The organism is Telmatospirillum sp. J64-1 (assembly GCF_006980715.1).
GTDB lineage: Bacteria > Pseudomonadota > Alphaproteobacteria > Rhodospirillales > Magnetospirillaceae > Oleiliquidispirillum > Oleiliquidispirillum nitrogeniifigens.
Map to the genome: position 1 here is coordinate 15,103 of NZ_SBHN01000029.1, position 20,707 is coordinate 35,809.

The following is a 20,707-nucleotide window of genomic DNA, read 5'->3' on the forward strand; positions in this document are numbered from 1 at the left end:
CGGGTCCGCGCCGACGCACCGGAGGATGACCTGCGGTGCGGAGGAGGTTCTTTCTGCGCCCTGATTCAGGCTCGCCCGTCAAAGGAGTGAGTTTCATGAATCACGTTTCCCCTCAACACACCGACCTGCTTGCCCGTTTCGGCACCCCGGAAGAACGTGTCCGCCGTGCCGTCGACGCCCTCCGCCAGGGCGAAGGCGTCATCGTCGTCGATGACGAAGACCGCGAAAACGAAGGCGACATCATCTATCCGGCGGACAGCATCACGCCCGAACAGATGGCCCTGCTCATCCGCACCTGCTCCGGCATCGTCTGCCTGATCCTGACCGAGGAACACGCCCGGCGCCTGGAGCTGGCCCCCATGGTTCCGGCCAATACCTCGCGCTACGGCACCGGCTTCACGGTCTCGATCGAGGCGGTGGAGGGCGTCACGACCGGCGTGTCGGCCGCCGACCGCGTCACCACCATCAAGACCGCCGTGGCCGAGGACAGCGTGCCGTCCGACCTCGCCCGCCCCGGCCATGTCTTCCCCATCATCGCCCGCCCGGGCGGATTGGCGGTCCGCCGGGGGCATAGCGAGGCGACGATCGAACTGATGATGCGCGCAGGCCGCAAGCCCGCCGGAGTCCTCTGCGAGGTCATGAATCCCGACGGCACCATGGCCCGCCTGCCGGACCTGATCTCCTTTGCCGAAACCCACAACTTCCCCATCGTCACCATCGAGGACCTGATGACGACCCAAGCCCTGCTGGCGGTCGCCTGACACAGCCCTCCCCCTGCGTCACCCCCGCGAAAGCGGGGGTCCAGGACGGATAAATACAAAAAGGCCCGGGAGCCTGCGCTTCCGGGCCTTTTTCCTCTGCCGGGCCGCCGTCTTAAACGTCCAGATTCGCCACCTTCAGGGCGTTGTTCTGGATGAAGTCGCGGCGCGGTTCGACGACGTCGCCCATCAGGGTCGAGAAGACCGATTCGGCGTTGTCGGCATGGCTGATCTTGACCTGGAGCAGCGAGCGCACATTCGGGTCCAGCGTGGTTTCCCAAAGCTGTTCGGGGTTCATCTCGCCCAGGCCCTTGTAGCGCTGGATGGCGATACCCTTGCGGCCCGCTTCCATGATCGCGTCCACCAGGGCGACGGGACCGGTGATGGTCGTCTCGCGGTCCTTGGACTTCAACACACCATGGCTGCCGAAATTGTCCTTCAGCGAGGCGGCGATGGAATCGAGGTGGCGGGCCTCGGCGCTGCGGACGATGGCGTCGTCGATCATGTGACGCTCGGTGACGCCGCGCAGGGTGCGCGAAAGCTGGATGCCTTCGCCCTCGATCCAGGTGCCGGTCCAGCCCTTTTCCAATTCCGAGGCCACGGCATTGAGGCGCCGGGCGATTTCCTCGGCCAGCGGACGGCCCAGCTCTTCCTTGGTGATGGCCGGGCCGGACAGGGCGCCGGAGATGGCGGCCTGTTCCACCACGAACATCGGCACGCGATGCGAGATCGGGCCCAGCAGGTTGCGCACCTGGCGGGCGGTCTCGGCCAGGGCGCGCAGGTCCTGCCCACCGATCTGGAAACCACTGTCGGTGGTGTAGAGGGTATCGACCAGTCCGCCGTCGATCAGGTAATTCTCGAGGGCGCGATTGTCCTTGAGATAGACCTCGGAATTGCCGCGCTTGGCGCGATAGAGCGGCGGCTGGGCGATATACAGATAGCCCTTCTCGATCAGTTCCGGCATCTGACGGTAGAAGAAGGTCAGAAGCAGGGTGCGGATGTGGCTGCCGTCCACATCAGCGTCGGTCATGATGATGATCTTGTGGTAGCGGGTCTTCTCGATATTGAAGTCCTCGCGCCCGATGCCGGTGCCCAAAGCGGCGATCAGCGTGCCGATTTCCGCCGAGGACAGCATCTTGTCGAAGCGCGCACGCTCGACGTTCAGGATCTTGCCGCGCAGCGGCAGGATGGCCTGGAAGGCGCGGTTGCGCCCCTGCTTGGCGGAGCCGCCGGCCGAGTCACCCTCGACGATGAAGAGTTCGGACAGGGCCGGATCGCGTTCCTGGCAATCGGCCAGCTTGCCCGGCAGGGTGGCGATGTCCAGCGCGCCCTTGCGCCGGGTCAGTTCACGCGCGCGGCGGGCGGCCTCGCGGGCGGCGGCGGCCTCGACCACCTTGCCGACGATCTTGCGCGCCTCGGCCGGATGTTCCTCGAACCACTGGCCCAGGCGGTCGGAGACGATGCTTTCCACCACCGGACGGACTTCCGAGGACACCAGCTTGTCCTTGGTCTGGGACGAGAATTTCGGGTCCGGCACCTTCACCGACAGCACGCAGGTCAGGCCTTCGCGCATGTCGTCGCCCGAAAGCTGCACCTTCTCCTTCTTCATCAACCCGCTGTCCTGGGCATAGGCGTTCAGCGTGCGGGTCAGGGCGGCGCGGAAGCCGGCCAGATGGGTGCCGCCGTCGCGCTGCGGGATGTTGTTGGTGAAGCACAGCGTGGTCTCGTGGAAGCTGTCGTTCCACTGCATGGCGACCTCGACGGTGATGCCGTCGCGCTCGCCGGTCGCGGCCACGGGGGTGTGCAGGCTGACCTTGGAGCGGTCGAGCCAGTTGACGAAGGCTTCGATGCCGCCCTCGTAATGCAGCTCCACCGTCTGGGTTTCCTCGTGGCGGGCATCGATCAGGCGCAGATAGACCCCCGAATTCAGGAAGGCCAGTTCGCGCAGGCGATGTTCCAGCGTGGCGAAATCGAAATCGGTCTTGGTGAAGGTTTCCTTCGACGGCAGGAAGGTGATTTCCGTGCCCGTCTGCGGCCGCCCCCGGCGCTCGTCGAAGGGCGCGTCGCCGACCTCGGCGAGCGGCGCTTCGGCCTCGCCATGGCGGAAGCGCATGAAATATTCCTTGCCGTTGCGCCAGATGCGCAGCTCCAGCCATTCCGACAGGGCATTCACGACCGAGACGCCGACGCCGTGCAGGCCGCCCGAGACCTTGTAGGAATTCTGGTCGAATTTACCGCCGGCATGCAGCTGGGTCATGATGACCTCGGCCGCCGACACGCCTTCTTCCTTGTGGATATCCACCGGAATGCCGCGGCCGTTGTCGCGCACGGTGACCGAGCCGTCGCCGTTCAGCTGCACATCGGTGCGGTCGCAATGGCCGGCCAGGGATTCGTCGATGGCGTTGTCCACGACTTCATAGACCATGTGATGCAGGCCCGAGCCGTCATCGGTGTCCCCGATATACATGCCCGGCCGCTTGCGCACCGCTTCGAGCCCGCGCAGCACCTTGATGGAATCCGCGCCATACTCGGCGGACGTCACGGCTTCGGGGGTCTGATCGCTCGACATATCGCCACTCACCTTCACTGTTGCCGCGTCACACAGGCGTCATCGACGCGGAAGAATTGCGCACGGCTTCCGAAACCCGCGAACAAAGCCGCGTCGGTTCCGGTCAGCCAGCTCTGCGCGCCCAGGGCGCACAACTCGTCGAACAAGGCATTGCGGCGCGTCTCGTCCAGATGCGCCACCACCTCGTCCAATAGCATCAGCGGCGCCGCGCCCCGCAACTCGGCCTGGACCCGCGCCTGGGCCAGGACGATGGAGACCAGCAACGCCTTCTGTTCGCCGGTCGAGCACAGGCCCGCCGGCATGTCCTTGGGCCGGTGGCGCACCGCCAAATCGGTGCGATGCGGCCCGTCTGCCGCTCCGCCGGCTTCGCTGTCGCGGCGGCGCGAGGTCGCGAAGAAGGCCTGCAGACGCCGCACCACCTCTTCGCCCGGCTCGTCCTCCAGCCAGCGCTCCACCATACCCGACAATTCCAGCCCGGCCGCCGGGAAGGGACCGATCCCGGCGCGGCAGGCCTGGTCCAGCCTTCCGACCCAATCGCGCCGGGCCGCCGCGATCTCGACCCCGCGCAGGGCCATGGTTTCTTCCAGCACCGCCAGCCATTGCGGATCGCCGCCCGTCTTCAGCAGCCGCGCCCGCTCGCGCAGGGCATGCTCGTAGGCATTGACCCGCCCGGCATGGGCCGGATCGAGGCCATAGACGAGGCGGTCGAGGAAGCGGCGCCGGCCCGAGGCGCTTTCCTGGAACAGCCGGTCCATGCTCGGCGTCAGCCACACCACCGACAGGATCTCGGCCAGGGCGGATTGGGTGCGGGCCGGCTGCCCGTCGATCCTGACCACCCGGCGCTCGGTTCCCGCCTCGCGGCCGGTACCGATTTCCGTCTCGTCCACTCCGCCGCCCATGGCCGGGCGGCACAGCACCGCCGCCACCGCCCAGGGCGCCCCTTCGCCCGCCGCCTGCCGCGCCATTTCCGAGAGCTTGGCCCGCCGCAAGCCCCGCCCGGGCGTCAGCAGCGACAAGGCTTCCAGCAGGTTGGTCTTGCCTGCGCCATTGGCTCCCGTCAGCACCACAGGGCGGGATTCGGTGTCCAGCCTGAGAAAGGGGTAGCAACGGAAATCAGTCAGCGTCAGGCGCCTCACCGCCAGCCAGGGCGTATCGGCAGGGATGGAACAGGCGTCTTGGCTCACACACGCATCGGCATAAGAACATAGATAGCACTGCCATCGGCGACTTCCCGCACGACGGTGGGGGAGGCGGCGTCCGACATGGCGAAACGGGCGGATTCGCCTTCCACCTGCCCCAGGATGTCGAGCAGATAGCGCGAATTAAAGCCGATTTCCATGGGCGCGGAATCGTAGGACACCTCGACCTCTTCCATCGCGCTGCCATTCTCGGGGCTGGAAGCCGACAGGGTCAGATTGCCCTTCTCGACGCTCAGCTTGATGGCCCGCGACTTCTCGGTGGAAATGGCCGACACGCGGTCCACGGCCTGGGAGAAGAGCTTGCAATCCACTTCCAGGATCTTGTCGTTGTCGGACGGGATCACCCGCTCGTAATCGGGGAAGGTGCCGTCGATCAGCTTGCTGGTCAGCACCGCATCGCCGAAGGCGAAGCGGATCTTGCTGTCCGACATCGAAACGGTGACCTCCACCGCGCCCTCGTCGACCAGCTTGCGCAGTTCGCCGACCGTCTTGCGCGGCACGATGACACCGGGAATACCCGCCGCGCCCTCGGGCAGCGGCACCTCGATGCGGGCCAGCCGGTGGCCGTCGGTGGCCACGGCGCGCAGCACCGGCACGCCGTTGCTTTCCGTGGCGTGCAGGAAGATGCCGTTCAGGTAGTAGCGCGTCTCTTCCGTCGAGATGGCGAATTTCGTGCGGTCGATCAGGGCCTTCAGCTCTTCCGCCGCCAGGGTGAAGCTATGCGGCAATTCGCCCCCCGACATGACCGGGAAATCCTCGACCGGCAGGCAAGAGAGGGTGAATTTCGAGCGGCCGGAGCGCAGGGTCATCTGGCCGTCGCCGCCGCTCTGTTCCAGCTCGACCTGGCTGCCTTCGGGCAGCTTGCGGACGATGTCATAGAGCGTATGGGCGGGGGCGGTGATGGTGCCCGGCTCGGCGATGTCGGCGGGGACCGCTTCCAGAATATCCAGGTCCATATCCGTCGCATTCAGGCTGAGCTGGCCGGCGCGCCCCTCGAGCTTGACATTGGACAGGATCGGAATGGTGTTCCGGCGCTCGACCACGCTCTGAACATGGGCCAGGGACTTGAGCAGTGCGGCGCGTTCGATGGTCAGTTTCATGGCGTATGCGAGCTACCATTCTTGCGAATTCGACACCGTGAAAACACGGGGCCGCGCAGTATAGCATAAGCCGATTGATTCCAAAGCCGTTTGAAGGGGAAGGAAGGAAAAGCATGCCGGGCGGCGAGGCGGGGATGGCCCCCCTCCCGCTTCGCCGCCGCGGCCGGTGCGCCCTACTTGACCAGGGGCGCCACGACCGGCGTCATCAGGGTTTCCCGCACCATCATGCGCCCCGCCAGCTCGCCGCGCAGATGGTCGGCCAGGCGCAGGGCCAGGGCCAGCAGCGTGAAGGTCGGCATGGCATGGCTGCCGGTGGGGAAGACGGAACTGCCGGCGATATAGAGGTTTTCGATGCCGTGGACGCGGCAATTGCTGTCCACCACGCCCTGGCTGGGATCGTCCGACATGCGGGTGGTGCCCATATGGTGGAACGCGCCCACCACATCGCCGTCCCAGGGGGCGTTGTCGTCCATCAGCCAGTCCTCCACGCGCAGGCGCAGGAAGCCCAGCCGCCCCAGCTCCTCGCCCATCACCTGGGTGGCGACCCGCAGGGTATGGCGGTCGATCTCGTTGAGACGCCAATGCAGGCGGATGCGCGGCACCCCCAGGGCATCGCGCTCGTCGCTCAGCACCACCCGGTTGTCGCGGTCGGGCGCCTGTTCCAGCCGCCAGCGGACCCGCACCGTGTCGCCCATGCGCAGGGACGGGCGGTAGTGGCGTCCGCGCAGCCAGCGCATGGTGCCGTTGGCGGCATCATTTAGGTCGGTCAGCACATGCCAGACATCGCTGGTGAAGTTTTCCGGCATCTGCATCTGGCGAAAAGCCAGGAACAGGCGGCGCAGGGCGAAATAGCCGGTATTGCGCTGGAACTGGGCCAAAGGCTCGATCCCCGCCGCCGCCGCCAAGCATTGGTGGCGGCGCTGGACCTCCTCGCTCAGGGAAAGGGCGGGCATCATGTCGATGCCCCAATTGTGGAATCCGGCATACCACGGCACCTTGGCGCCATCGGCCTGGACCACGCCGATCGCCGGACCGGCTTCGGGATGTTCCATGAAATAGCGCCCGACCAGGTCGCGGCCATTGCCCAGCCCGGCCGTCTGCACGCTGTTCGAGGCCAGCAGCAGGCGGGGATTTTCCAGCCCGCCGCAGGCCAGCACGAAGGTCTTGGCCCGCACCCGGGCCGTGTTGCCGGTGATGCTGGCCAACTTGGCACCGATCACGCGACGCGCGGTGTAATCGCTCTCGATCTCGGTGACATTGGCGAACAGCAGCACGCGCACATTCTCGGCCTCGCGCAATTCGCGGCGATAGACCTGGCCGAAGCGGGTGGGCGGGCTGAACTGCCAGACCTTGCCCTCGATCTTCTCGGGCAGGAAATCGTGCAGTTTCAGGTCGCTGGGCAAGGCGTCGGCCAGGTTGTAGTTGAAGGGGCCGATCTGGCACAGTTCCTGGCAGCGCTGGTAATAGGGCTCCAGCGTGGTGTAGTCGATGGGCCAGCCGCTGTCGGGCACCCAGTCGCGGCGCTGGAAATCCAGCTCGTTGAAGGGAATGCAATAGCCCGCCCAGTGATTCGAGGCGCCGCCGAAGAAGCGCAGCCGCGTCACGTCGAGGGGATAGTATTCATGCCCTTCCGTCTCGCCCACATACATGTCGGCGGTTTCGCTGTCGAAATCGAATCCGCCGCTCTCGATCAGGCAGACCCGGAGCCCCGACAGGGCCATGTCCGGCTTGGCGAATTCGCGGGCGATGGAAATGCCGGCGGGGCCGGCACCGATGATGCAGAGGTCAGCTTCGATGACACTCCCATCGGGATGGTTGCGAAGATCATCGATCACGAGGATGTCACCACCGTCAATGCGCAGAGCCGTGCTTCGCAGCGAGCCAGCATCCAGTTGTCGACATAGAGCGTGTTCCCGGCCCGGAAATCGCGCTCCAACAGGGAAGGCAGGAGGTCCGCCAGATCGTCCCAGCCGATGTCCGGAGGCAGATCCAGCGCCGCCAGCAGCGCCTCGCGGCTGGCCTCGCCGGGATTCCGTTCCAGATATTGGCGGCCCACGCGCCGGGCGCTGTCGAGATGGGGAAACAGGCGCTGGGCCCCCTGCGCCCTGGCCGTGTCCCCCGAAAACAGGAAGGCGGCGCCGGCTGCCAAACCAGTGCCGAGCAAGCTGCGTCTGCTGAGTTTCATGATCCCCCTCTTCACCGATGCCGTGTCCTTATGTGCAGTTGCAACAGGCACGGGGCAATCAGCCGAAAGAGCGGAGAAACACACGCAAATGGGCTGCGCTGGACAGCGTACTGACGAAAGTAGCGGGGCCGTTCCCAACGAAAGTCCTGGCCTCATGCCGCGCGTCATGGACTAGTCTAGGAGAAGCTAGGGTTGCGCCAGGCTATCCGGCGCCCATGAAGGAGAAGCGCGTCTTGTGGAGCGGCAGAAGGATCCGTGCGCTCAGGGGACCCCGATGCCCCCGGCTGCAGCTGTATTTGTGGGGCGCAACGGCGCTGGTGATCGTGGCGCTGCTTTTCTCGACCGGCCGCACCCTCTGGCACGGCTATCAGCGGAGCCTGGCCGAGGCCGGAGAGCAGGCCTCACGCCTCGCCCGCGCCCTCGAGGAACATGCCGCCCGCAGCTTCGGCGCGATCGACGGGACGCTGGCGAGCCTCGCCGCCCCCGCTTCGGACCCGCGGCTCCTGCAGCCCCGGCTGCAAGCCGCCCTGCGCACCCTGCCGCAGGTGGACCGGCTGGCCGTGCAGGATACCGGCGGACGATGGACGAGCGCAGGCCTCCTTCCCTTCGATCCCGCCGAGTGGGCGGATTCGTCCGACTTCCCGGAAACAGGGCTGCTGATCGGCCGGGTGGTGGAGGAGAACGGCGAGGGGATCGTCCTCGTCGGGCGGCGCCTGCATGACGCCACGGGCCGTTTCGCCGGTCTGGCTGTGGCGGGGATGGCGCCATCCTATTTCGACGGCTTCTACCAGGACCTCGCGGCGGACGGGCAGGGGCTGGTCGCCCTGCTGCACCGGGAGGGCGACATCCTGTTCCCCTCCTCGGCCCGGAGCAGTGATCTGCCGCAGGATCCGGACCGCGCCGTCCGGGCCGAACACGGCGTCCACGGCTATCCGCTGGCGGTGCTGGTGGCCCTGCCCCGCGACCGCACCCTGGCGCCCTGGCGGGACCAGGCTTGGCCGCAGGCCCTGCAAAGCCTAGCGGTGACGGCCCTGCTGCTGCTGGCGGCCTTCCTGCTGGGAAGCTGGCTGCGCCGCAGCCATGCCAGTGAAACCTATTTCCGCGCCGCCGCCGAGGGCCGCCTCGACGCCTTCCTGCTGCTGGGCTGCCTGCGCGACGACAAAGGCATGGTCCGGGATTTCCGGCTGCATTACATCAACGAGCGCGGCGCCGCGCTGCTGGCCCGCCCGGTCGAGACGCTGATCGACCGACCGCTGTCGCAAAGCCTGCCCAACGCCCCGGAACTGCTGCGTGCCTGCCTGGCCGCCCTGACCCTGCCGGGGCCGCAGAAGAGCGACATCGCCCTATCTTCTCCCTCCGGGCGGATGCTGCTGCGCTGCCAGATCGTGCCGCTTGCCAACGGCCTGGCGGTATCGGCGCGCGACATCACGGAAATGCGGGCGGCCACCCAGCGGCTGGAAGAAAGCGAGGAACGCTTCCGCTCGCTGGTGGAATTGTCGCCCGACGCCATCCTGGTCCATGCCGGTGGACGCATCGCCTTCGCCAATGCCGCCGCCTTGCAGGTCTTCCGCGCCGCCGGTCCCGAGGAATTGACCGGCCGCTCGCTGCTGGACCTGGTGCATGAGCACGACCGCGCCGCCCTGCGCGCCCGCATCCTCGGCCGGGGCCGCTCGAAGGGGCCCTTTGAGGAACGCTATGTGCGGCTGGACGGCCAGGTCTTCGAGGCCGAGGCCATGTCCGCCGACATCACCCTGCAAGGCATGCCCGCCCATCAGGTGGTGATCCGCGACGTCACCGAGCGGCGCCAGATGCAGGCGCAGCTTCTGCAAAGCGCCAAGCTGGCGATCCTGGGCGAAATGGCCGCCGGCATGGCCCATGAACTGAGCCAGCCGCTCAACATCATCCGCATGGCCGCCGACGGCACGCTGATGATGATGCGCAACGGCCGCAGCGACGAGGCCCATCAACGGCGGCAATTCACCCTGATCTCGGAGCAGACCGGGCGCATGGCCGAGATCATCGACCATATCCGCATCTTCAGCCGCAAGGAGCAGGGCAGCGTGGTGGTGTTCGACGCCGTCGCCACCGTCAAGCGGGCCCTCGACCTGGTGGAGCAGCAGATTCGCGGCGAGGGCGTGACCCTGCGCATCTCGCTGCCCGCCGAGGTGGCGCCGGTGCAGGGCAGGCCGGTACAACTGGAACAGGTGGTGGTCAACCTGCTGACCAATGCCCTGGACGCCCTGCGCGAGCGGGCGGCGCAGGAGGGACGCCCGGCGTCCTGGCAGCCCGCCATCGTCATGACCGCCGAACTGGGCCCGGACATGCTGCGCCTGGGCGTCTCGGACAACGGCACCGGCATCCCCAATCATCTGCTGGACCGGTTGTTCGAGCCCTTCTTCACCACCAAGGCGGCGGGGCGCGGCACCGGGCTGGGCCTGTCGGTCAGCTTCAGCATCGTCGATGCCATGGGTGGCCTGCTTTCGGCGGGCAACAACGACGACGGCGCCACCTTCACGCTGACCCTGCCGCTGGTGAAGGAAAACAGCATCGGCTCGGGCACGGCCAGCCCGCTGGTCAATATCCTGCCCTTCCCCGCCGCCCAGCCCGGCCGTCACCTGCTGCTGGTCGAGGACGAGCCCGCCGCCCTGGCGGCCATGGCCGCCTTCTTCGAGAATGCGGGCTACCGGGTCAGCACGGCCCGGGGCGGCAACGAGGCATGGCGAAGCTTCCAGGCCGACCCTCCCGACCTGATCGTCACCGACATCCGCATGGCCGAAGGCGACGGCGAAACCCTGATCGAGCGCGTGCGCGACTTCGACCCCTTCCTGCCCATCGTCGTCGTCACCGGCCATCTGGGCGCGACCGACCAGATCGGCGACGAGCACCGCGAACGCCTGCTGGTGATGAAGAAGCCCGTCTCGCTGCGGGATCTGGCCGAGGGAATCGAAAGCCTGCTGGCGATGCCCGTCTGAGCTTCTCGCTTTCCCTAGCGCCGGAACTGGTCGCCGCTGCGGAAGCTGTCGCGGGCGCTCGCGACCTGGTCCTCGCGCGGCCAGCGGGAAAAGGCGAAGATCCAGACCCCGATGAAATAGGCCAGCGGGAACAACATCAGCAGCGCCCACCAAGCCGAACGCCCGGCCTTGCGCAGGATCTGGATATTGGCCCAGACGGCCAAGACCAGGAAGACGAAGCCGAAGATGGCCGGAAACCAGGAGACGGCACCGGGATCGGCATCGGGGCCCATCATATGCCCGTCTCCCCGCTTTCCAGGGCGGGCCAGCGCGACAGGGCCAGCATCAGCAGCACGGCGATGAAGCCGATGCCGGGGATGAAGACCAGCAGGGAAAAGATGGGCTGGAGCCCGGCCCGGCGGAAAATGCGCCACAGCGGAAAGACGAGCAGAAGCCCGGTCACCAGGGCCGAGCCGAAGACCTCGACCATGATGGTTTGGGTATAGTCCATGCGTCACCTCCACCCCCCGACATGAGAGGCGGAAGGCGGAAGTCAACCATACCCGAAAAGAGCGGGGATTTTCCCGAAACGCCTTCGGCCCGCTTGGCCCCTCATGCTGCGGGATGAGCCCTGCTTTTATCGTCATTCCCGCGAAAGCGGGAATCCAAGCGGTTCCATGGACCCCCGCTTCCGCGGGGGTGACGATTCGGTGCAGACAGCGCCGTCTTTTTCCGCCGTCTGTTACACCGCCGGCTGAGGCTTGTGATGCTCGTCGTCGGGGATGCCGGCCTTGATGCGCTCGGCCATGCGGGTCAGGCGGGCGCGTTCGCTGTCGGATTTGAGCTGGCCGCAGGCGGCCAGGATGTCACGGCCGCGCGGCATGCGGATGGGGGCGGAATATCCCTGCTCGAACAGGAAGTCCGAGAATTTGCGGATATCGTCCCAATCCGAGCATTCGAAATCCGAGCCCGGCCATTTGTTGAAGGGGATCAGGTTGAACTTGGCCGGAATGCCCTTGGTGATGCGGATCAGCTCGCGCGCATCGGCCAGGCTGTCGTTGATGCCCTTCAGCATGACGTATTCGAAGGTGATGCGGCGCGCATTGCTCATGCCGGGATAATCGCGGCAGGCCTGCATCAATTCCTTGATCGGGTATTTCTTGTTGATGGGCATGATGCGGTCGCGCACCTCGTCGGTGACCGCATGCAGCGAGACCGCCAGATTGACGCCCAGTTCCTCGCCGCAGCGCTTCATCTCGGGCACCACGCCCGAGGTCGAAAGCGTGATCCGGCGCTTGGACACCGAGATGCCCTCGCCGTCCATGATGATCTTCAGCGCCTTGGCGACGTTGTCGTAATTGAACAGCGGCTCGCCCATGCCCATCAGCACGATGTTCGAGATCATCCGCCCGCCATCCATGGGCGAAGGCCATTCGCCGTAGGAATCGCGCGCCACCATGAACTGGCTGACGATTTCCGCCGCCATCAGGTTGCGGACCAGAAGCTGCGTGCCGGTATGGCAGAACTTGCAGGTCAGGGTGCAGCCCACCTGCGAGGAGACGCAGACCGAGCCGCGATCCTCCTCGGGGATGTAGACCGTCTCGGCCTCGTTGCCGTCGGGGAATTTCAGCAGCCATTTCCGCGTGCCGTCCGACGAGGTCTGCTCGCGCGTGATCGTCGGGCGCTGGGCCACGAAATGATCCTGCAGCTTGACCCGCAGATCCTTGGCCAGGGTCGTCATCTTGGCGAAGTCGGTCTCGCCCTGATGATAGAGCCAGTGCCAAAGCTGCTTGGCGCGAAACGGCTTCTCGCCCAGGCTGGCGAGGGCCTCGATCAGTTCCTGACGCGACAGGCCGATCAGGTTCGGCCGCTCGGACGCCGTGGCGTCGGACGCTTTTTCGGGGGCGATGGTGCTGTTCATGACCGCTTCATATAGGCGGAAGGACCCAAAAGGCAACGACTTTACGCGGGCTTTCCAGATACTCGGAAAGCCCGCCCCATGACACCGTTCTTCTCTTGCCCCGCGCCCTACCGGATATTGCAGGCTTGGCTGATGGCGCGATAGGTGGCTGTGAAGCCCATGAGCGAGAAGCTGTCCAGGGTCTCTTCGCCATTGGCGGGCTTGCCGCGCACCTCCATGACCCGTCCCCGGATCATTTCCTTGGTGAGCTCGGCATCGTCCTCGCTGCGATAGGTCCAGGCCGTATCGTCGCGGGTGAACAGGGTATAGTCCTTGCCGTCCAGCTTGACCAGGACCTCGCTGCCTTCGGCAAAGGGATAGCCGGCATTGATGCTGATCACATCGCGGCTGTCATTGCCGGGCCGATGGGTCACGGCCACATAGACCGGCCCGCGATCGCTGACGCTGCCCTGGCTCTTGCTGGGGCGGCTGGCCATGTAGCAGACCTTGCCGTCTTCGGCTTCGAAGACATAGCCTTCCCAGGCGCCGTTCCGGCCCAGCGATTGAGCCGTCGCCTGGGCCTCGGCCGGGGACGAGGCGAGCAACGCGGGCGCGGCGGCAAGGATACTGGCGGCCATGGCAGCCAAAATGGGAAGACGACGCGTCCCGAGCATGATTCTCCTCCGTATTCTCCGCCTGCTACCCTTGAACCATTCGGGGCACGAACTGTCAACTAGCCCCTTGTCCAACGCGGAGGATGTTCCACATCCCTCGAAATTCAAGGGAGGAGAGACAGAAATGGGCGAGGCGGCGAATCCCATCCTGGTCGAAATCATCCGCGGCGGACAGGTTGAGAGTTACCACCGAGGTGTAGTCTGCGTCTCTAACGCGAAAGGGGAAGTCGCCCTTTCCTTAGGCGATATCTCGCGTCCCGCCTATCCCCGCTCGGCCGTGAAGCCCCTTCAGGCCCTGCCGCTGGTCGAGACCGGCGCCCTGGATCACTGGCATCTCGGTCCCCGGGAACTGGCGCTGGCCTGCGCCTCGCATACCGGCGAGGCCCGCCATACCGAAGCGGTGGCGGCCTGGCTGGAACGGATCGGCCTGGGCCCCAAGGACCTGGAATGCGGCAGCCATGCCCCGGTCGATCCGGACACCGCCCGCCGCCTCGTCCATGACGGTATTCCGCCCTGCCCGCTGCACAACAATTGCTCGGGCAAGCATGCCGGGATGCTCACCACGGCCCGTTTCATGGGCGAAGAGACGCGCGGCTACATCCTGCCCGACCATCCCGTCCAGCGCCGCGTCACCGAAGCCCTGGCCGAAATGACCGAGACGCCGCTGGACAACCCCGCCGTCGACGGCTGCGGCATTCCCACCTTCGCCCTTCCCCTGTCGGCCCTGGCGCTCGGCATGGCCCGCCTCGCCGATCCCGGCGGCCAGAGCCCCGGCCGCCGTGCCGCGCTGGAGCGCATCCGCGCCGCCATGACCGCCCATCCCGAAATGGTCGGCGGCTCGGTACGGATGGATACCAGGCTGATGCAGCCCGGCCGCCCGCTGGTCACCAAGGGCGGCGCCGAGGCTGTCTATGCCGCCGCCCTGCCCGCCCAGGGGCTGGGAATCGCGGTGAAGATCGACGACGGCGCCAGCCGCGCCTCGGATGTGGCCATGATCGAAATCCTGCGCCGCCTGGGGGCCCTGTCGCCTGACGACGAGGCCCGCCTCGCCGGCCATGCCCGACCGGCCCTACGCAACGCCGCCGGGCGCGTGGTCGGGGAAATCCGGCCGGGGAAAGGCTGGGCGTAAGAGAGGGGCTGGCAGCCCCTGCATATTGCCGACACACCCTTTGTCCTCGTCATTCCCCCGAAAGCACCGGAGCAGCCAGTTTCTCGGGAACCATTTTCCCGCCCACGTTCCTACAATGAGGAGATCCACTCATGGCTTAGGACTGAAATGTTGGATGAGAGTAACGCCCTGATAAGGGAATTGGGCCGAACGCTGGGCTTCGAGGACTTGGCCTTCGACGATGCGGGCACCTGCGATCTGCTTTTCGACGGGGCCATTCAGGTAAAGCTGGCCATTGATGCGCAGCAAGAAGAAATCCTGGCAATTTCCCCCTTGGCGATACTCGATCAGACGGCAGGGGAGGAACTGCTCGAAACCCTGCTGGAAGCCAATTTCCTCTGGTCGCGGACGGCGGGCGGAACGCTTTCCCTGCGCCCCGATGATGAAGCGGTGCTGATGCGCGCCTGGCCCCTGAAGGGGCTGGATCAGGCGGCCTTCGAAGAGGACTTGCGCCACTTCATCGATGCCGCCGAACGCCTGGCCGAGATGATCCTCGCCCAAAGTGTTGGCACCCCCTCCATCCCCGCCCTGGACACGGCTCCGGCCATGCCCGGCCACGCCATCCGCATCTGAGGAGACAGGCATGAGCGTTTCAGTGGATCTGGCCCCGCGCCTGACCGATTTCGCCCAGGACCTGGGTGTGGCCCTGACCTGGGATGACGCAGGAATGGCCAGCCTGGTGATCGACAAGCACCCGATCACGCTGGTGGCGAATTTTCCCGTCGGCCATGTGACGATCTACACCGTCCTCGGCCCCGTCGCGGGGCCTGCGCGGGCCTCGGTCCTGCGCCTGATGCTCCAGGCCAATTGCGGCTGGGCGGCAACGCGCGGGGCGACCTTGTCGCTGTTGGGGGGATCCGGCGATACGGTGCTGGCCATCCGTCTGCCCGCCGTCTCGCTGGACGCGACGCGGCTGCGCACGACGCTGGGCGACCTGTGCGACACCGCCGAAACCTGGCAGGCCGTCCTGGCCAGCGCCGAGCATGACAACAATACCCAACCGCCCGCTTCCGTGGCGATCGGCACTCTGGCCTGACCACAGGGGGAAAAGATGATCCAGTCAATCCGCGACTTCAGCTCCGCCGCCGCCATCGGCGGCCAATTGAACATCCAGGGGCCGGATAAAAACGCCCAGATCGTCAACAGCAATACCAATTTCTTCAGCCGCGCGGTGAGTTGGATCAAGTCCCAATTCGCCAGCGCCGAGACCAAGGCCGCCCAAGGGACCGAGAACCAGCGCGCCAACGATGCCTTCGTCACCGCCATGCAGAAGGAATACGGCCAGTCCGTGGCCGATAGAATTCTTCGAGAGTTCGGCATCGATTCCAACAGCACCAAACCGCTGGAAGCTCGCGACATCCGCAGCGCGATCAAGGCTGCCGACGATCGGAAAGTCGAGATACAGCGCACCAATGGCGGCTTCAAGGTGATGTATGAGCCCGCCCTCCCGGCCATGACACAGATCTTCGATTCCCTGGACCCGCGCGTCAGGATCGAGGATCTGAGCAAGGCCCAGCACGACTTCATCAAAAGCGAGTTTTCGGCCCGGCTGGATGCCGCGTCGGGCGACAACAGCAAGATCGTCTCGCCCGAGGAAGCCAAGGAACAGGCCGTCCGCGTGGCCCAACTGACCGTGGCTATCGGCGAGGCCGGGGCCACCGCCGCCCTCGACGGCCAAAAACGGATCGCCGAGAATGCCGCCGACACCGTCAAGATCATCCGTCAAGGAGGAGATTTCACCTCCGAGAAAGCCATGCTCCTGGTCGACGGCCTGCTGGCGACCAAACGGGCCGCGGAAGACTCCGCCACGGCCAGGCAGCGCCCGCTGAACGGTGCCGAAGACACCTTGATGGAACTGCGCGCCCCGATGGAGAAGATGATCAGCTCCATGTCCAAAGAGGACGCCCAGGCCTTGCGCAACGAGATGCTGCGCCCCGATGGGCTGGTGAAAGAATTCATGCTGGGATCGCTGCTTGAAGGAAAGGATAACCGCGTCGACACCTCGACCGACCGGTCCCGTACCGTACTGCTGACGATGGTGGATCTTCTGGGCCAGAAGATCGGTCTGAAGGCTGCTGAACGGATCAAGGATGTGGAGATGTTGGTGGACCAGCCGCCGGTGCCATCGGAGAATGCCAGCTTCATGGGCGAGGTCATGGCCTATCGCCTGCTCGACAAGACCTATGATGCCGCCAATCTGCGGCCCCATGACTTGCTGAGCAGCGACAATGAACGCTTTGTCTCGGACTTCTGCTTCTTTGCTGAGAAAAAGGCCTTCAGCCCGGAATATGGTCCCTTCCTCGAAGCCGCGCGGAATTTCGAGAAGGCTCCCAGCCTGGAGATCCTGTCCTCCATGGAGGGGAAACTCGACGAATGGAACCTGTCGGGAGCAGACAAGAGGCATTTCCTTGAAGGCCTCGCAACTTTGCGCACGGCCCATCCGGACAACGCGGCCCCGGAGGAGCAGTTGACAGAAGTCTTCCAGCCGGTCCGCAAAAGGATGCTGGAAAATATCGGCGACCTCTTTCCCCGCTTCCGGCAGGATGCGGCCCTGTCGCGCCACCTGCTGGGTTAGCCTGGAACCGGCAGCACTTTCCGTGGGGCGGCCCTGAGGCCGTCCCATGCTGCTGACGAAACCGATACCGCCCGCAGCAAATCGTCATTCCCGCGAAAATGGGGCCCATACTGGGGCTGATGGCGATGTGAGCCGTCAGATATGGATGAAGCTGCTCCATGGGCTCCCCTTTTCACGGGAATTCAGGCGGTCAGACCGTGGGAATCGTGCCGCCGTCGATCACATATTCCGTGCCGGTGATCGTGGCCGCGCGATCCGATGCGAGGAACGCGATCAGATTGGCGATCTCGGCGGGTTTGGAGGGACGCCCGATGGGAATGCCGCCCAGGGACTCCATGATGATCCTTTTGCCGCCCTCGTAATCCGTGCCGGCCTCTTCGGCCAGCCGTTGCGCCAGACGGACCGAGGAATCCGTCTCGATCCATCCCGGTGAAACCCGCAAGACGCGGATTCCCTTGGGCGACACTTCCTTCGACAGGCTCTTGCTATACGTCGAAAGCGCGGCCTTGGCGGCGGCATAGCCGGTCGTCGCTTCGGGCAGGGGAAGCGATCTCTGAATGGAAGAAACATGGATCACGACCCCGTGTCCCTGCGCGATCATGCCCGGAACAAGCGCGCGGTCGAGGCGAACCGCCGGAAACAGATTGAAGTCGAACTCCTTCCGCCATTCGTCATCGGTCAGCGCCATGAAGCCGCCGCCGGGGGCCGATGAACCGCCGAGCATATGCACGATGATGTCGACCCCGCCCAGCCGCTGACGCGCCGTCCGGGCGACCGTGGCGCATCCTTCCACGGTGGTCAGGTCGGCGGCGACGAAAAGGTCTTCCGGCAGCGTCTCCGGCCGCGAGCGCGCCGTCGTCAGCACCTGCGCGCCCAGTTCGCGGAAAAGCGCGACGGTCGCGGCACCGGCGCCCTTCGTGCCGGAGGTGATAAGGGCGCGCTTCCCTTCGAGCGTGAGGAAGTCCGTCATCAGACGATCTCCAGCGCCACGATCTTGTCGTTCTCGAGCGTGAAGACGAATTCCAGTCTCGCGGGGCTGCTCGGGAACTGTCCATGCACCTGGGCCCGGACCGAAATCAGGTCACCCGTCTCCGTCATTTCCAGCGGCTGGGCGACGTGATGGTATTTTTCCTTCGCGTCAAGCCACCATGCCCGTATCGCCTCAATCCCCTCGTAGGTCCTGCCCTCGTCTGTCACCACGGCGTTCCTGGAGAAAATTCGAGCGAACGCATCGGCGTCCTCGCCCCTATCGGCCTCGAAATAGGCTTTCACGACTGGAGGAAGTTTCATTCTTCTGCCCCTTCTTGACGTGGCGATCAAAGTTACCGCCGGAAGATAGGGCTGGATCATTATCCGGATAATAGGGATAAACCGGCATGAAGAATTGAAAGATTCAGGATAATGGAACGTGCAGGCCTGAACGAGCTGAATGCCGTCATCGCCATCGCGCGGAGGGGCTCCTTCCGCGCCGCTGCGATCGATCTGGGCATGTCCACCACCGCCTTGAGCCATGCAATCGGCAAGTTGGAGGCGAATCTGGGGGTCCGGCTGTTCAATCGCACGACCCGCAGTGTCTCGCTGACCGATGCGGGCCGGCTCTTCGTCGAGCAAGTCGGCCCTGCATTGCGGGATATTCACGACGCCATGGAAGCGGTGCGCGCGCAACGCGAGACGCCGTCGGGAAGGCTGCGGATCAATGCCGCCACGTTCGCGGCGCGCGAGATCCTCTCCCCGCTCGTGATCGCGTTCCTCCGCCGTTATCCGGAAATGAGCGTCGATCTGGTCACCGAAGGGCGGCTGATCGACATCGTCGCCGAAGGCTTCGACCTGGGGGTGCGGGTCGCCGATCTCGTGCCCAGCGACATGATCGCCCTCCCTCTCGGCCGCCCGCAACGCTATGCCGTCGTGGGCTCTCCGGCCTATTTCGGGAAACGCGCGAAGCCTCGCATTCCTCCGGACCTTCTCGATCACGACTGCATTCGCGTGCGATTGCCGAACGGAGCGCTCTACCGGTGGCAATTCGAGAAGCGGGGCGAGGCCGTGCAGGTCGATGTGCGCGGCCCCATCATCCTTGATGAAGCGAGCCTGGCGCGCATTGCCGTCCTCGAGAGCATCGGCCTTGGCTTTTTCATGGAACAAGATGTCCGGGAAGATATCGAGACCGGGCGCCTCATCCGGGTGCTGGAGGATTGGACTCCTCCTTTTCCCGGCCTCTGCCTCTATTATCCCGGCCGGCGCAATTTGTCCGCCGGCCTGAAGGCCTTCCTTGCCATGGCGCGCGAATTCGCCGGGCGGCCAGGCCCGGCGTCATAGCTAAGTTCCCCTACAGCGCTTCCCCGCGCATCATCCGGGGCAAGGTACCGATCTCGCCCATGGCGTGGCGCATGAAGACCTTCTTCAGGGGCGTCATGCGGTTGACCAGGCCCAACCCGATATCGCGGGCCAGCCGGATGGGACCGATATCGTTGGAGAAGAGCCGGACCAGGGCGTCGGTCAGGCCCAGCATCAGCATGTTGTCGAAGCGGCGCAGGCGCTGGTAGCGGTCGAGCACCGCCGGGCTGCCCAGGTCGAGGCCCAGGCGATGGCTTTCCACCAGGACCTCGGCCAGGACGGCGACATCGCGCAGGCCGTAATTCATGCCCTGCCCCGCCACCGGATGCATGCCATGGGCGGCATCGCCGATCAGGGCGAGGCGACGGGCGATATAGCTGTCGGCGAACTGGACCGACAGCGGATAGGAAAAGCGCGGCCCCTCGACGGCGATGTCCCCCAGGAAATCGCCGAAGCGCCAGGACAGCTCGCTCAGGAAGCCCTTGTCGTCCTGGGCCATGATGGCGGGCACCAGATGGCTCTTCTCCGTCCAGACGAGGGAGGAGCGGTTACCGGTCATCGGCAGGATGGCGAAGGGCCCGGCGGGCAGGAAATGTTCCTGGGCGATGCCGCGATGAGGCTTTTCGTGAGCCACGGTGCAGACGATGGCTGTCTGGCCGTATTCCCATTTCCGGATGTCGATCCCGGCGGATTTGCGGGTGGCCGAGCCGCGCCCGTCGGCGGCGATGACCAATTGCGCCTCGATGCGCCGCCCGTCGGACAGGGTGGCGACGGAGGAAAGCGGCCCACGCTCGACCCCGACGACCTGGGCCGGGGCGATCAGTTGCGCCTTGTCCAGTTGCGGCAGGGTCGAGAAGATGGCCTTGCGGGTCGTGCGGTTCTCGACGATCCAGCCGAAGGGTTCGTCTCCGACATCCTTGTGGTCGTAATGCAGGAACATCAGCGACGGGCCGTCCGAGACGCGGATTTCCAGGATCGGCCCGGCCTCGGGGGCGATCGCGTCCCACAGCCCCGCGACCTCCAGCACGCGCTTGGGTCCCAAGGCGATGGCCGAGGAACGGCCGTCGAATTCGGCGGCCATGGCGGCCGCCGGGCCTTCGTGATCCACCACCGCGACCGAAATACCGGCCTTGGCCAGGGCGCAGGCCATGGCACCGCCGACAAGGCCGCCGCCGATGACCAGGATGTCGGCGCGGATATCCACGCCATGAGGGCTGTGTATCGTCATGGGGCGAATTTGCGCTTACCACGCGGTCTTGTCCAGAGGCCACACAACAGGCAGATGCTGCCCAAAGTT

General features: G+C 65.6%; 19 protein-coding genes. 7 read left to right on the forward strand and 12 right to left on the reverse strand.

The features are described 5' to 3' along the window. Positions 1-95: 95 nt before the first annotated feature. Positions 96-761: a 3,4-dihydroxy-2-butanone-4-phosphate synthase gene (gene ribB / locus EPD66_RS21375; protein WP_142850600.1), complete on the forward strand. Its 666-nt coding sequence runs from the start codon at positions 96-98 to the stop codon at positions 759-761. A gap of 112 nt (positions 762-873) precedes the next feature. Here ribB and gyrB read toward each other — a convergent pair whose 3' ends face one another. The 5 genes from gyrB to EPD66_RS21400 all read right to left on the reverse strand — a co-directional run bounded on the left by gyrB (position 874) and on the right by EPD66_RS21400 (position 7,811). Further along, positions 874-3,327 carry a DNA topoisomerase (ATP-hydrolyzing) subunit B gene (gyrB, locus tag EPD66_RS21380; RefSeq protein ID WP_142850601.1) on the reverse strand — a complete coding sequence of 818 codons (2,454 nt, stop codon included), beginning with the start codon at positions 3,325-3,327 and terminating at the stop codon, positions 874-876. Between the two features lie 14 nt (positions 3,328-3,341). Next, positions 3,342-4,511 (reverse strand): DNA replication/repair protein RecF, encoded by a 1,170-nt coding sequence (gene recF, locus EPD66_RS21385; RefSeq protein WP_142850602.1) that lies wholly within the window; start codon positions 4,509-4,511, stop codon positions 3,342-3,344. Then, positions 4,508-5,626 carry a DNA polymerase III subunit beta gene (gene dnaN, locus EPD66_RS21390; protein ID WP_142850603.1) on the reverse strand — a complete coding sequence of 373 codons (1,119 nt, stop codon included), beginning with the start codon at positions 5,624-5,626 and terminating at the stop codon, positions 4,508-4,510. The genes recF and dnaN overlap by 4 nt, the downstream gene beginning before the upstream one ends. A gap of 173 nt (positions 5,627-5,799) precedes the next feature. After that, complete coding sequence (locus EPD66_RS21395) at positions 5,800-7,461, reverse strand: FAD-dependent oxidoreductase (protein WP_142850604.1); 1,662 nt, start codon at positions 7,459-7,461, stop codon at positions 5,800-5,802. Further along, complete coding sequence (locus EPD66_RS21400) at positions 7,458-7,811, reverse strand: hypothetical protein (RefSeq protein WP_142850605.1); 354 nt, start codon at positions 7,809-7,811, stop codon at positions 7,458-7,460. Before EPD66_RS21400 ends, EPD66_RS21395 begins: the two co-directional genes overlap by 4 nt. A gap of 296 nt (positions 7,812-8,107) precedes the next feature. Between EPD66_RS21400 and EPD66_RS21405 the strand changes: the two genes are divergently transcribed. Continuing rightward, positions 8,108-10,783, forward strand: coding sequence for an ATP-binding protein (locus EPD66_RS21405; protein ID WP_221931073.1), 2,676 nt, complete (start codon positions 8,108-8,110; stop codon positions 10,781-10,783). Between the two features lie 14 nt (positions 10,784-10,797). Here EPD66_RS21405 and EPD66_RS21410 read toward each other — a convergent pair whose 3' ends face one another. The 4 genes from EPD66_RS21410 to EPD66_RS21425 all read right to left on the reverse strand — a co-directional run bounded on the left by EPD66_RS21410 (position 10,798) and on the right by EPD66_RS21425 (position 13,336). Continuing rightward, complete coding sequence (locus EPD66_RS21410; RefSeq protein WP_142850607.1) at positions 10,798-11,058, reverse strand: DUF805 domain-containing protein; 261 nt, start codon at positions 11,056-11,058, stop codon at positions 10,798-10,800. Next, positions 11,055-11,273 (reverse strand): hypothetical protein, encoded by a 219-nt coding sequence (locus tag EPD66_RS21415; protein WP_255448608.1) that lies wholly within the window; start codon positions 11,271-11,273, stop codon positions 11,055-11,057. Before EPD66_RS21415 ends, EPD66_RS21410 begins: the two co-directional genes overlap by 4 nt. Before the next feature lie 231 nt (positions 11,274-11,504). Next, positions 11,505-12,683 carry a 23S rRNA (adenine(2503)-C(2))-methyltransferase RlmN gene (gene rlmN / locus EPD66_RS21420; RefSeq protein ID WP_142850608.1) on the reverse strand — a complete coding sequence of 393 codons (1,179 nt, stop codon included), beginning with the start codon at positions 12,681-12,683 and terminating at the stop codon, positions 11,505-11,507. 107 nt (positions 12,684-12,790) lie between these two features. Further along, positions 12,791-13,336, reverse strand: coding sequence for an invasion associated locus B family protein (locus EPD66_RS21425; RefSeq protein ID WP_142850609.1), 546 nt, complete (start codon positions 13,334-13,336; stop codon positions 12,791-12,793). A 124-nt stretch (positions 13,337-13,460) separates the two neighbouring features. Here EPD66_RS21425 and EPD66_RS21430 point away from each other — a divergent pair, with 124 nt between their 5' ends. From EPD66_RS21430 to EPD66_RS21445, 4 genes are all read left to right on the forward strand, one after another. Further along, positions 13,461-14,465, forward strand: coding sequence for an asparaginase (locus tag EPD66_RS21430; protein WP_142850610.1), 1,005 nt, complete (start codon positions 13,461-13,463; stop codon positions 14,463-14,465). Between the two features lie 147 nt (positions 14,466-14,612). Continuing rightward, positions 14,613-15,077: a type III secretion system chaperone gene (locus EPD66_RS21435; RefSeq protein ID WP_142850611.1), complete on the forward strand. Its 465-nt coding sequence runs from the start codon at positions 14,613-14,615 to the stop codon at positions 15,075-15,077. Positions 15,078-15,087: 10 nt separating this feature from the next. Continuing rightward, on the forward strand, positions 15,088-15,540 hold the full coding sequence (locus EPD66_RS21440; RefSeq protein ID WP_142850612.1) for a type III secretion system chaperone: 453 nt from the start codon (positions 15,088-15,090) through the stop codon (positions 15,538-15,540). A gap of 15 nt (positions 15,541-15,555) precedes the next feature. Further along, positions 15,556-17,079: a hypothetical protein gene (locus EPD66_RS21445; RefSeq protein WP_142850613.1), complete on the forward strand. Its 1,524-nt coding sequence runs from the start codon at positions 15,556-15,558 to the stop codon at positions 17,077-17,079. Between the two features lie 190 nt (positions 17,080-17,269). On the opposite strand, the gene EPD66_RS21450 is transcribed toward EPD66_RS21445, so the two are convergent. Further along, positions 17,270-18,049, reverse strand: coding sequence for an SDR family oxidoreductase (locus EPD66_RS21450; RefSeq protein WP_142850614.1), 780 nt, complete (start codon positions 18,047-18,049; stop codon positions 17,270-17,272). Next, positions 18,049-18,369 (reverse strand): nuclear transport factor 2 family protein, encoded by a 321-nt coding sequence (locus EPD66_RS21455; RefSeq protein WP_142850615.1) that lies wholly within the window; start codon positions 18,367-18,369, stop codon positions 18,049-18,051. Before EPD66_RS21455 ends, EPD66_RS21450 begins: the two co-directional genes overlap by 1 nt. A 111-nt stretch (positions 18,370-18,480) precedes the next feature. Between EPD66_RS21455 and EPD66_RS21460 the strand changes: the two genes are divergently transcribed. After that, positions 18,481-19,392, forward strand: coding sequence for a LysR family transcriptional regulator (locus tag EPD66_RS21460; protein WP_142850616.1), 912 nt, complete (start codon positions 18,481-18,483; stop codon positions 19,390-19,392). A 10-nt stretch (positions 19,393-19,402) separates the two neighbouring features. Here EPD66_RS21460 and EPD66_RS21465 read toward each other — a convergent pair whose 3' ends face one another. Next, complete coding sequence (locus EPD66_RS21465) at positions 19,403-20,638, reverse strand: UbiH/UbiF/VisC/COQ6 family ubiquinone biosynthesis hydroxylase (protein WP_142850617.1); 1,236 nt, start codon at positions 20,636-20,638, stop codon at positions 19,403-19,405. Positions 20,639-20,707: the final 69 nt, after the last annotated feature.

Excerpts from the sequence above, each read along its gene's own strand:
- EPD66_RS21430 (WP_142850610.1), top strand. The coding sequence starts at position 13,461 with ATGGGCGAGGCGGCGAATCCCATCCTGGTCGAAATCATCCGCGGCGGA.
- EPD66_RS21445 (WP_142850613.1), top strand. The coding sequence starts at position 15,556 with ATGATCCAGTCAATCCGCGACTTCAGCTCCGCCGCCGCCATCGGCGGC.
- EPD66_RS21460 (WP_142850616.1), top strand. The coding sequence starts at position 18,481 with ATGGAACGTGCAGGCCTGAACGAGCTGAATGCCGTCATCGCCATCGCG.
- EPD66_RS21455 (WP_142850615.1), bottom strand. The coding sequence starts at position 18,369 with ATGAAACTTCCTCCAGTCGTGAAAGCCTATTTCGAGGCCGATAGGGGC.
- EPD66_RS21465 (WP_142850617.1), bottom strand. The coding sequence starts at position 20,638 with ATGACGATACACAGCCCTCATGGCGTGGATATCCGCGCCGACATCCTG.
- dnaN (WP_142850603.1), bottom strand. The coding sequence starts at position 5,626 with ATGAAACTGACCATCGAACGCGCCGCACTGCTCAAGTCCCTGGCCCAT.
- EPD66_RS21400 (WP_142850605.1), bottom strand. The coding sequence starts at position 7,811 with ATGAAACTCAGCAGACGCAGCTTGCTCGGCACTGGTTTGGCAGCCGGC.
- gyrB (WP_142850601.1), bottom strand. The coding sequence starts at position 3,327 with ATGTCGAGCGATCAGACCCCCGAAGCCGTGACGTCCGCCGAGTATGGC.
- EPD66_RS21435 (WP_142850611.1), top strand. The coding sequence starts at position 14,613 with ATGTTGGATGAGAGTAACGCCCTGATAAGGGAATTGGGCCGAACGCTG.
- rlmN (WP_142850608.1), bottom strand. The coding sequence starts at position 12,683 with ATGAACAGCACCATCGCCCCCGAAAAAGCGTCCGACGCCACGGCGTCC.
- EPD66_RS21415 (WP_255448608.1), bottom strand. The coding sequence starts at position 11,273 with ATGGACTATACCCAAACCATCATGGTCGAGGTCTTCGGCTCGGCCCTG.
- EPD66_RS21450 (WP_142850614.1), bottom strand. The coding sequence starts at position 18,049 with ATGACGGACTTCCTCACGCTCGAAGGGAAGCGCGCCCTTATCACCTCC.
- ribB (WP_142850600.1), top strand. The coding sequence starts at position 96 with ATGAATCACGTTTCCCCTCAACACACCGACCTGCTTGCCCGTTTCGGC.
- EPD66_RS21425 (WP_142850609.1), bottom strand. The coding sequence starts at position 13,336 with ATGCTCGGGACGCGTCGTCTTCCCATTTTGGCTGCCATGGCCGCCAGT.
- EPD66_RS21410 (WP_142850607.1), bottom strand. The coding sequence starts at position 11,058 with ATGATGGGCCCCGATGCCGATCCCGGTGCCGTCTCCTGGTTTCCGGCC.
- EPD66_RS21440 (WP_142850612.1), top strand. The coding sequence starts at position 15,088 with ATGAGCGTTTCAGTGGATCTGGCCCCGCGCCTGACCGATTTCGCCCAG.